8 protein-coding genes, 1 tRNA gene and 1 pseudogene are annotated in these 10,833 nt (G+C 71.1%); 5 read left to right on the forward strand and 5 right to left on the reverse strand.

Translation table 11 applies throughout. The features are described from left to right. Together D8M34_RS17040 and D8M34_RS17045 are read right to left on the reverse strand one after the other, a co-directional pair. Positions 1 to 503, reverse strand: a pseudogene (locus tag D8M34_RS17040) (hypothetical protein); the annotation flags it as partial. A 118-nt stretch (positions 504 to 621) separates the two neighbouring features. Then, the gene (locus tag D8M34_RS17045) at positions 622 to 2,022 is read right to left on the reverse strand and encodes a zinc-dependent metalloprotease (protein ID WP_025102981.1); all 1,401 of its coding nucleotides are present in this window, start codon (positions 2,020 to 2,022) and stop codon (positions 622 to 624) included. A gap of 118 nt (positions 2,023 to 2,140) precedes the next feature. On the opposite strand from D8M34_RS17045, the gene D8M34_RS17050 reads away from it, so the two are divergent. The 3 genes from D8M34_RS17050 (at position 2,141) to D8M34_RS17060 (ending at position 7,394) form a co-directional block, all read left to right on the forward strand. After that, complete coding sequence (locus D8M34_RS17050; RefSeq protein WP_126894608.1) at positions 2,141 to 3,232, forward strand: YlbL family protein; 1,092 nt, start codon at positions 2,141 to 2,143, stop codon at positions 3,230 to 3,232. A gap of 74 nt (positions 3,233 to 3,306) precedes the next feature. Then, positions 3,307 to 6,213 (forward strand): UPF0182 family membrane protein, encoded by a 2,907-nt coding sequence (locus D8M34_RS17055; RefSeq protein WP_025102983.1) that lies wholly within the window; start codon positions 3,307 to 3,309, stop codon positions 6,211 to 6,213. 338 nt (positions 6,214 to 6,551) lie between these two features. After that, positions 6,552 to 7,394, forward strand: coding sequence for a universal stress protein (locus D8M34_RS17060; protein ID WP_126894609.1), 843 nt, complete (start codon positions 6,552 to 6,554; stop codon positions 7,392 to 7,394). Between the two features lie 8 nt (positions 7,395 to 7,402). Here D8M34_RS17060 and D8M34_RS17065 read toward each other — a convergent pair whose 3' ends face one another. After that, positions 7,403 to 8,278: an aminoglycoside phosphotransferase family protein gene (locus D8M34_RS17065; protein WP_238695699.1), complete on the reverse strand. Its 876-nt coding sequence runs from the start codon at positions 8,276 to 8,278 to the stop codon at positions 7,403 to 7,405. Between the two features lie 87 nt (positions 8,279 to 8,365). After that, positions 8,366 to 8,439, reverse strand: a tRNA-Met gene (locus D8M34_RS17070). A gap of 78 nt (positions 8,440 to 8,517) precedes the next feature. Between D8M34_RS17070 and D8M34_RS17075 the strand changes: the two genes are divergently transcribed. After that, positions 8,518 to 9,327, forward strand: a complete 810-nt coding sequence (locus D8M34_RS17075) for a carbon-nitrogen hydrolase family protein (RefSeq protein WP_126894611.1) — start codon at positions 8,518 to 8,520, stop codon at positions 9,325 to 9,327. Positions 9,328 to 9,337: 10 nt separating this feature from the next. On the opposite strand, the gene D8M34_RS17080 is transcribed toward D8M34_RS17075, so the two are convergent. Then, the gene (locus D8M34_RS17080) at positions 9,338 to 10,540 is read right to left on the reverse strand and encodes an aminotransferase class I/II-fold pyridoxal phosphate-dependent enzyme (RefSeq protein WP_126894612.1); all 1,203 of its coding nucleotides are present in this window, start codon (positions 10,538 to 10,540) and stop codon (positions 9,338 to 9,340) included. A 95-nt stretch (positions 10,541 to 10,635) separates the two neighbouring features. Here D8M34_RS17080 and D8M34_RS17085 point away from each other — a divergent pair. Next, positions 10,636 to 10,833: hypothetical protein (locus D8M34_RS17085; RefSeq protein WP_446723739.1), on the forward strand; the 198-nt coding region annotated here is incomplete at its 3' end.

The following is a 10,833-nucleotide window of genomic DNA, read 5'->3' on the forward strand; positions in this document are numbered from 1 at the left end:
TCCACGGTGATGCGCGCGGGCTCGACCGCGACGGGCAGGTGCGGGTGGTCGGCGCGCAGCATCGGGGCGAACTGCACGGCGGCCGCCGCGCCGGGGACGAGGACGACGGCGACCGCCGTCGACCCCCGCTCCTCGGCCGTCGCGAGCGGCACGCCCTCGTCCTCGAGCGTCTCGCACAGCCGCCCCTCCGCGCGCGTGTCGGTGAGGCCGAGCGCGGAGACGCGGGCGGCGCGCGGCGGAGAGGGCTCGTCCTGCAGCGCGGGTTCGACGACGGCCAGCAGCCGTCGCGCCTCGGACCACGGTGCACCCGCGCGGTGCGCGATGACGTCGAACGCGCTGCGCCGGAATCCTCGGCGCATGCGGCTGAGGAGCCGTTCGACCCACGGTGCGGAGGCCGGGACCCGGATGCCGGGGTCGTCGCCGATCTGGAGGGTCGTCCCATCGCGCCAGAGCAGCGGGAACGCGGGATCGAGACGGGTCAGGGTCGTCGGGGTGAGCGGCACCCCTCGATTCTGCGGAGCCGCGCGACGCCGCAGACCGGTTCGAGGGATCGGTGGAGAAATCGGCGGGCTCTGCCCGGTCGGGGAGGGAGAGTGCCCAGCCGCCCTCGATGACCCGGGCTCAGACCGGGCGCTCGCCCTCCGGAGCGTCGTCGTCGCCGTCCTCGCCGCTGCCCTCGGCCGGCGTCTCCCCGGAGAAGTCGTCGCCGTCCAGCAGGCGCGCGAGCGCCTCGTCGAACTCGTCCGCCTCGGGCTGCTCCCCGCGCTCGGCGGCCTGCAGACGTGCGATCAGCGCCGTCGGGTCGTCGATGTCCTCGGCGGTGGGCATGAGGTCGGGGTAGTCCCACAGGGAATCCCGGGCGGCGACGCCGACGGCATCCGTGACCGCGCGCCACATGGCCGATGCCTCGCGGATGCGCCGCGGGCGGAGCTTGAGCCCGACGAGCGCGCCGAGGGCGTCCTCCGCCGGGCCGCCGACCGCGCGACGGCGGCGGGCCGCCTCGGCGATCCTGCCGCCGTCGGGCAGCCGGGTGGTGGCCTCCGCCGTGACCACGTCGACCCAGCCGTCGATGGTCGCGATGAGGTTCTCCAGGCGGGCGAGGGCCTCGCGCTGCGCCTCGGTCTGCGTGGGCAGGAGGGCGCCGCCCTCGATCGCCGCGCGCAGCTCCTCGGGGTTCGAGGGATCGAGGCGGCTCGCCACGTCCTCCAGGGCGTCGACGTCCACCGTCACGCCGCGGGCGAAATCGGTGATCTGCGCCATCACGTGCAGATGCAGCCACTTGGCGTGACGGTACAGGCGGGCGTAGGCGAGCTCGCGGGTGGCGATGTAGAGCGCGATCTGGTCCTCGGGGATCTCGAGCCCCTCACCGAAAGCCGTGAGGTTCTGCGGGATCACGGCGGCCGTGCCCGCCGGCAGCACGGGGATGCCCACGTCGCCGCCGGAGACGACCTCGAGCGAGAGGTTGCCGAGCACCTGCCCGAATTGGGCGGCGAAGACGGAGCCGCCCAGGCCCCGCATCAGGCGTCCCGCACCCTGCACGACACCGCGCATCTCCTCGGGGACCTGGGTGTCGAGCGCGGCCGTCAGGGCGTCGGCGATGCTCGTCGAGACGGGGCCGGCGATCTCCTTCCACACCGGCAGCGTCTTCTCGACCCACTCGCCGCGGGTCATCGCCACCGGGGGAGCGGCGAGTTCGGAGATGGTGGTCACCTCGCCCAGCCACAGGTTCGCGAGAGCGAAGGAGTCCGCGAGGGAGGATCGTGAGCCGTCGGCGATGCCCTGGCCCTCACGGTTGGCGATGTGGAGGGCCTGCCGGAGCGAGTTCTCCCACGGATCGCCGCCGAAGGCACCCTGGAGCTGCGCCATGATCGTCTGCATCATCGCCGGGTCGAACGTGAAGCCGTCCATCCCCTGGAAGGCGCCGCGCAGCGCCTCGGGGTCGATGTCGCCGCCGCCCTGGTTCGAGAGCATCCGTCGCAGGAACTCCTGGAAGTCCTCCGGGTTCGGTTCGTTGTCTGCCATGTCGCTCGCCCTCTCAGCACGTCTGAAGCCGTGGCATCTACGCTAGTCACAGGTTTCAGTGCGCGACCCCGAAGCGGGCAGATCGCTGTACGCCGCTCGCGAACGACGGAGGATTGCTGTGGAACGACCGCGCGCAGGGAAGCTCGGACTCGGGGTCTGGGCGCTGGTGGTCGCGCTCGCGGCGCTCGCCGTCCTCACGTTCCTGCCCTCGCCGTACGTCATCCAGCGCCCCGGTCCGGTGTACGACACCCTCGGCACCGCGAAGAACGCGGACGGCGAGCAGGTCCCGCTCATCAGCGTGGAGGGGACGGAGACCTACGAGACGGGCGGAACGCTCGACCTCACCACCGTCCAGGTCGTCGGCAACCGGGAGCGCACGCCGAGCTGGTTCGAGCTCGCCCTCGCCTGGATGGACGCGTCGCGGGCCGTCGTGCCGCTGGACGCGGTCTTCCCCGAGGGCGTCACCACCGAGCAGCGGGACGAGCGCAACGCGATGCTCATGGTCGACTCGCAGCACGAGGCGACGGCCGCCGCGCTGAACGAGCTCGGCTACGACACGGGAGCCGAGGTCGTCGTGGTCGATGCGGTCGAAGGGTCGCCGGCCGACGGTCTGCTCCAGGCGGACGACGTGATCACCGCGATCGACGGCACGCCCGTGACCTCGGCCACCGCGCTGCGCGAGGCCATCCAGGAGGCGGGCGGCGATCCGGTCGCGCTCACGGTGCGCCGCGACGGCGACGAGCAGACCGTGGAGATCACGCCAGAGGAGCAGACCCAGGACGGCACGACGACGTGGCTGATCGGCATCACGCTGCGCACGGACTACGACTTCGAGGTCGACGTCACGATCCAGCTCGACAACGTCGGCGGCCCCAGCGCGGGGATGATGTTCGCTCTCGGGATCATCGACACCCTGACGCCGGGCGAGCTGAACGGCGGCAAGGAGGTCGCGGGTACGGGGACGATCGACGCCGAGGGGACCGTCGGGCCGATCGGAGGCATCCGCCAGAAGCTCTACGGCGCCCGCGACGCCGGTGCGGACTACTTCCTCGCCCCGGAGGCGAACTGCGACGAGGTCGTGGGGCACGTGCCGGACGGCCTGCAGGTCATCCGCACCGCGACCCTCGACGAATCGCTCGCGGCGCTGGAGGTCATCGCCGAGGACGGCGACGTCGACGCGTTGCCGACCTGCGACATCCCGGCCACCTGAACCGGCGCGGGTCGTGACCCCGCCGTGACCGGTGTGACAGCCCGCCCACAGCGAGCGGTGCCTAGGATGGAGGGGTGACCTCGACCCCAGCCCAGCCCCCGGCCACGCCTCGAACCTCCCGACGCATCCTCGGAATCTCCCTGGTGATCATCGCCGCGCTCATCGCGGCGTTCTTCGTCTTCGCGTCGCTCTACACCGAATTCCTCTGGTTCGACCAGGTCGGGTTCACCGGCGTGCTCACCACGCAGTGGATCGCGACGGCGGTGATGTTCGTCGTCGGCTTCCTCGGCATGGCCGTGCCGCTGTTCGTCGTCATCCAGCTCGCGTACCGGCTCCGCCCGGTCTACGTCCGGCTGAGCTCGCAGCTCGACCGCTACCAGGAGGTCATCGAGCCGCTGCGGCGCCTGGCGATGTGGGGCATGCCCATCTTCTTCGGCCTCTTCGCGGGCTTCGCGGCAGCGGGCAACTGGAAGACCGTGTGGCTGTGGGCCAACGGCGTCGCCACCGGTGAGGTCGACCCGCAGTTCAAGGTCGACACGGGCTTCTACATGTTCGCGATGCCGTTCTACTCGATCCTCCTCGCGTTCGTCTCGGCGGTCCTGCTGCTCAGCCTCCTCGTCACCGCACTCGTGTCCTACCTCTACGGCTCGGTGCGCGTCGGCCAGGGCGAGCTGCGCATCTCCAAGCCGGCCCGCATCCAGCTCGCGGTCATCGCGGGTCTCTACCTGCTCGTGCAGGCGGCGAGCCTGTGGCTGGATCGCTACAAGACCCTCGTCGAGCCGGACGACCGCATCACGGGTGCCGCCTACACCGGCGCCAACGCGACCATCCCCGGCCTCGGCATCCTCGCGATCATCGCCGCCGTCGTCGCCATCCTCTTCTTCGTCACGGCCGTCATCGGCCGCTGGCGCTTCCCGCTCGCGGCGACCGCGCTGCTGATCGTGGCCTCGCTCGTCATCGGCATCGGCTACCCGTGGGTGGTCACCACCTTCCAGGTCAAGCCGAACCAGAACGCCTACCAGGCCGAGTACTACCAGCGGAACATCGACGGCACGAAGGAGGCCTACGGCGTCGCCGACCTGGAGACCACGGCCTTCGAGGCCGAGACCGACGCCGAGGCGGGGCAGCTCCGCGCCGACGCCGAGACCACCGCGTCGATCCGCATCATGGACCCGAAGGTCATCCCGCCGACGGTCCGTCAGCTCGAGCAGTACCGCGGCTACTACCAGTTCCAGACGACCATGGACGTCGACCGCTACGAGATCGACGGCGTGAAGCAGGACACCGTCGTCTCCGTCCGTGACCTCGACATGTCGGGCCTCGGCGACGGCGACAACTGGAACAACCGCGTCGCGGTCTACACGCACGGCTACGGCCTCGTCGCCGCGGCGGGCAACCAGCGCACGACCGACGGCGAGCCCGTCTTCCTCGAGCGCGGCATCCCGACCTCGGGCTTCCTGTCCGAGCAGGGCGACTTCGAGCCGCGGGTCTACTTCGGCGAGAACTCCCCGGAGTACTCCATCGTGGGCGCCCCCGAGGGGGCCGACCCGGTCGAGATCGACTACCCGCGGGGCAAGGACGGCTCGAGCGAGACGAAGACGACGTTCTCCGGGAACGGCGGGCCGAAGATCGGCGACAGCTTCACCAAGCTGCTCTACGCGCTCAAGTTCCAGTCGGAGCAGATCCTGTTCTCGAACCTCGTCAACGAGGACTCCCAGATCCTCTACGACCGCGACCCGAAGACCCGCGTGCAGAAGGTCGCGCCGTACCTCGAGCTCGACAGCGACCCGTACCCGAGCGTCGTGGACGGCCGCATCGTCTGGATCGTGGACGGCTACACGACGAGCTCGACCTACCCGTACTCGACGAGCGTGAGCCTGTCCGACGCGATCGCCGACTCGAACGTGCCGACGCCGTCGCTCGCGATCGACGACATCAACTACATCCGCAACTCGGTCAAGGCCACGGTCGACGCCTACGACGGCTCGGTCACGCTGTACGCCTGGGACGAGGAGGACCCGGTCCTGAAGACCTGGCAGAAGGTCTACCCGTCCACCCTCAAGCCGATCAGCGAGATGTCCGGCGAGCTCATGAGCCACGTCCGGTACCCGACCGATCTGTTCAAGGTGCAGCGCGACATCCTCGGCATCTACCACGTCGACAAGGCCGGCTCGTTCGCCCAGCAGGACAACCGCTGGCAGACGCCGAACGACCCGCGCAGCGACGCGATGCTGCAGCCGCCGTACTACCTGACCATGCAGATGCCGGGTCAGGACGAACCGCGGTTCTCGATGTTCTCCACGTTCATCCCGGCCTCCCAGGGCGCGGGTGGAAGCCGTGACGTGCTGATGGGCTACCTCGCCGTCGACTCGGATGCCGGCGCCGAGAAGGGCGTGAAGGCCGAGGGGTACGGGCAGCTGCGCATGCTCGAGATCGACACCGACACCACGGTGCCCGGTCCCGGTCAGGTGCAGAACACCTACAACTCCGACACCGCGGTGGTCCCGCAGCTCAACTTGCTCCAGCAGGGGGAGTCCGAGGTCATCTACGGCAACCTGCTGACCCTGCCCGTCGGTGGCGGTCTGCTCTACGTCCAGCCGGTCTACGTGCAGTCGTCCGAGGGGACGCAGCTGCCGCGTCTGCAGAAGGTGCTCGTCGCCTTCGGTGACCGGGTGGCCTTCGAGAACACGCTCACCGAGGCGCTGGACACGCTGTTCGGCGGCGACTCCGGCGCGACCGGTGGTGACGACGAGGTCGAACCCACCGATCCGGGCACGACCGATCCCGACACCGGCGAGACGCCGACCACGCCGACGCCGACGGACGAGCAAGCCGATGCCCTGGCGAAGGCGCAGCAGGCGCTGCTCGACCGCCAGGCGGCTCTCGCCGAGGGCGACCTGGAGAAGTTCGGCGAGGCGGACAAGCGCCTCACCGCGGCCGTCGAGAAGCTCCTGGAGCTGGAGGCCGCCGCGGGAGAGTGATGCTCCCACGCACACGAAAGGGCACCCCTCGCGGGGTGCCCTTTCGCATTCCCGGAACTCGCGGTGCGCCGGAAGCCGGTCCGCCGCACCAGGCGCTCGCGCGAGATCAGGCGACAGCCTGCACGCGAGCCTGATTCCGCGCGGGTGCCTGGTTGCGCGCGCGGCGCGCCGCGACAGGCGTTCTCGCGGCAGCAGGCGGGCGCGCGAGGTCAGGCGCCCTCCGGGCAGGAAGCCTGAACGGGCGCGAGTGCCTGAGCCGGCGGAGGGTTTTGTCCGGGACGGACCGTCGCGCGGGGAGGGGGTGGCGTGGGAGGGTGGAGGGGAACAGGGAGGGTGCCGTGGCTGAGCGCATCGTTGTGGGAGTGGTGGACACGTCGGCGGGACGACGAGCACTGGAATGGGCCGCGCACCGCGCCCGGTCGCGGAAGGCCTCGCTGCTCCTCGCGAGCGTCGTCGGGGGAGCGGTCGGCGCCGTCGGCGAGGGCCCTGTGGTCGACGCTGCGATCGCGGCGGCGCGGAGTCTGCTGGAGGAGCACGCGGAGACGCTGAAGGCCCAGGGGCTGGACGTCGACATCGTCGTGCTCCGCGGCGACCCTGTCCGTCAGCTCGTCTCGACCACCGCGGGAGCGAACCTCCTCGTGATCGGGAGCGACTTCCGTCCGGATGACGCGGACAGCCCGCGGCGCGGGGCTCACGGGCTGCGCATCGTCGCCGACTCCTCCTGCCCCGTCGTGGTGATCCCCGACATCGAGACAAGCGACCGTCGCGGTGTCGTCGTCGGGGTGGACGGGTCTCCGATCTCGGAAGCTGCCGTCGCCTTCGCCGCTGCCGAAGCCGACCGTCTCGGCGAGCCCCTCGTCGCGGTGACGGTATGGACCCCCGTCCCGCTCCCGCGCGGAGCGAGGGCGTACCCCGAGCAGTACCTCTCCTCCATGCAGGAGCTGTCCGAGGAGACTCTCGCCGTCGCACTCGGCGGATTGCGCTCGACCTATCCGGATCTCGAGATCCAGCCCCGGGTCGAACGCGGATACCCGTCCGAGATCATCAACCGCGCCGCCGCCACCGCGAGCCTCGCCGTGGTCGGCTCGCACGGACGGGGGGCGGTCGCCCGCTTCCTGCTCGGCTCCATCAGTCACGAGGTGCTCGCGGCGCTCGTGGCGCCCACCGCCGTCGTCCGCTGACCGGAGGCCTAGAGCGGGCTGGTCAGCACCTCGTGGAGCACGCGTCGGCTGTCATCGCCGCCCGGCCCTGACCCGTCGGAGAGAGTCACCAGGGCCTTCCAGAGTGCCCATCCGCGAGCCCGTCGCCAGGTCGCGGCATCGAGGTCGACGGCCTCGCGGAACGTATCGCGCGCGTCCCCGTCGAAGTACGTCCATGCCATGACGAGGTCGCAGGCCGGATCGCCGACGCCGCAGGTGCCGAAGTCGATCATCGCCGACAGGCGGCCGTCGCTGACGAGCAGGTTGCCGACGGCGACGTCGCCGTGGAACCACACCGGCGAGGACTCCCACGCGCTGCTCGTCGCGTCGAGCCAGACGCTCCGGCAGCGTTCCGCGTCCAGGGTGCCGTCCAGCCGCTGGAGCGCGGCGTGGACCTCATCGCTGTAGACGCTCGGATGCGAACCGCGGAAGAACGAGTGCCGACCGGCCGCCCAACCCGCGTCCACGGGCAGGGCTCTCACGGTCCGGAGAACGGTCCCGAGATCGACGGCGAGCCGAACGCGATCGAGCGGCGCGGCGCGCTCGACGGTGTCGCCGTCGAGCCACCGGCGGATCGACCACGGAAACGGGTAGCCCGGGCCTGGCGCCCCCAGCGCCACGACGGAGGGAACGGCGACGGGAAGCCTTCCGTCGAGGAACTCGAGCGCTCCGCTCTCCTTCGGCACGGCCGCGGCGTAGGCCTCGGCACGAGGAAGTCGCACCGACAACTCGTCACCGAGACGGAACGTCCTGTTGTCCCACCCCTGACGCGCCACGGCGCGGACGGGAAGGTGCGCCCAGCGGGGGAACTGCTCCGCGACGAGGTCGGCGACGACGCGCGCATCGATGACGACCGGTCGGCTCACCCCTCGATACTCGCAGAGCTCGGCTCCCGCCACATGCGAAAGGCCCTCCGGCCTGGGATTTCTCCCGGCCAGAGGGCCTTTCATTTGTTGCGGGGACAGGATTTGAACCTGCGACCTCCGGGTTATGAGCCCGGCGAGCTACCGAACTGCTCCACCCCGCGGCACAAGAGATAACTTATCACGGATCCGGAGAGCCGTCGAATCGAGCGCGGCGGCAGACGGTGCGAGAGGATGGCGTCATGTCTGAGAACACCGCCGTGCCCGTCGCCGTGTGCCAGTTCGCCCCCACGGATTCCCGCGAGGCCAACCGGGAACGGATCGCGGAGCTGGCGACGGAGGCCGCGAGACTCGGGGCGAAGCTGATCGTGTTCCCCGAGTACTCGAGCTACTTCGTCGATCCGATGGACGAACGCCTCGCGGCGAATGCGGAGGGTCTCGACGGCGAGTTCGTGACCGGACTGATCGGTCTGGCCGCGGAGCTCGCCGTCGTGATCGTCGCGGGCGTCACGGAGAAGGCCTCGGACGAGGGGCGCGTGCGCAACAGCGTCGTCGCCGTGCGCGGCGACGGCATCCTCGCGGTCTACCGCAAGCAGCACCTCTACGACGCGTTCGGGCAGACCGAGTCGGACTGGGTGGAGCCGGGGGAGATCGGCGAGCCCGCGGTGTTCGAGGTCGGCGGACTGCGCTTCGGGCTGATGACCTGCTACGACCTGCGGTTCCCCGAGCTGTCGCGGCTTCTCGCGGTCGCCGGTGCCGATGCGCTCGTGGTGCCCGCGGAGTGGGTGCGGGGACCGCTCAAGGAGCAGCACTGGACCACCCTGCTCGCCGCGCGGGCCATCGAGAACACGGTGTTCGTGATCGCCGCCGACCACCCGGCGCCGATCGGCGTGGGCCACTCGCGCATCGTCGACCCGCAGGGCGTCGTCCGCGCCGGCATCGGCTCCGAGCCCGGAGTGGCCCTCGGCGTGGTCGACGGCGCGGCGATCGCCCGCGTCCGTGCGACCAATCCCTCGCTGCGGGCCCGCCGCTACGCTGTGGTGCCGCGCTGACCGGCCCCGCTCACGTGTTCAGGCCGGCGAGGCGCGCCGCCGCCTCCTCGAGGACATCGATGCGCTTGCACGCCGCGAAACGCACGAGCCCCGCGTACGCCGAGCGCTGCGCGGGGGACACGAAGGCGGTGAGCGGGATCGCGACGACGCCGGCCCGGTCCGGGAGCGCGCGGCAGAAGGCTGCCGCATCGGCGCCGCCGAGCGCCGTCGCATCGGCCACCGTGAAGTAGCCGCCCTGCGGTGCGTGGACCGTGAAGCCGGCGGCGCGGAGACCGTCGCCGAGGGTCGCGTGCTTGCGGGCGAGCACGGCGGCCGCGTCGGTGAAGAACGCGTCGTCGAGGCGGAGCCCGACGGCGACGGCGGGCTGGAACGGGGCGCCGTTGACGTAGGTGAGGTACTGCTTGACGGTCAGGACGGCCGTGATGAGTGCGGCGGGGCCGTGCACCCAGCCGATCTTCCACCCCGTGGTCGAGAAGGTCTTCCCCGCAGACGAGATGGTGAGCGTCCGCTCCGCGGCACCGGGGAGGGTGGCGATCGGGACGTGCGGGGCGTCGAAGGTGAGGTGCTCGTACACCTCGTCGGTGACGATCACGGCGTCGTGCCGCGCGGCCAGGCGCACCACCTCGCGGCGCACCTCCTCGTCGAAGACGGCTCCGGTGGGGTTGTGCGGGTCGTTGACGAGGATGATCCTGGTGCGGTCCGTGACGGCCTCCGCCAGCTGATCCAGGTCGGGCTGGAACCCGGGCGCCCGCAGGGGCACCGTCCGGAGCCGGGCGCCGGCGAGCGCCACCGCCGCGGCGTACGAGTCGTAGTAGGGCTCGAAGACGACGACCTCGTCCTCCGGCCCGTCGATGAGGGCGAGCAGGGTCGCGGTGAGGGCCTCGGTGGCGCCGGCGGTCACGATGACCTCGGTACCCGGGTCCACCTCGAGGCCGTAGAACCGCCGCTGGTGCTCGGCGATGGCCGTCAGGAGGTCGGGGAACCCGCGTCCCGGCGGGTACTGGTTGACTCCGCCGGCGATCGCGGCGCGAGCGGCGTCGAGCACCGCCTCCGGGCCGTCCTCGTCCGGGAAGCCCTGCCCCAGGTTGATGGCTCCGGTTCTGACCGCCGCGGCGGACATCTCTGCGAAGATGGTGGGCGCGACGGTTCCGTCCGCGTCGAGCAGACCGGCACCGGCCGCCGTGCGACGCCATGCGCCGGGGATGACACTCATGAAGAACAGGCTAAGGCCATAGCGGAAACTCACGCTGGGCATAAGGAACGCACAGGGATGCGGGGCATCCTGGAGGGGCGTTGAAGGAGCACACCATGAACCAGGACAACCCGCAGGACCGCCCGGCACCGGCGTCGGACGACGCCGTGTCGGCCGGACACACCCCCCAGACCCCTCAGACCCCCGAGGCCGCGCCGAGCGCGCCGTCTCCGGCCGCCGACGGCACCCCTGTGACGGGCGCTCCGGCCGCTTCCGCCCCGGTCGCCCCGCAGGGCCACCACATGCCGCCGACG

Origin of the sequence: Microbacterium sp. HSID17254, assembly GCF_003989315.1 — a bacterium.
In the GTDB taxonomy this organism is placed as follows: domain Bacteria; phylum Actinomycetota; class Actinomycetes; order Actinomycetales; family Microbacteriaceae; genus Microbacterium.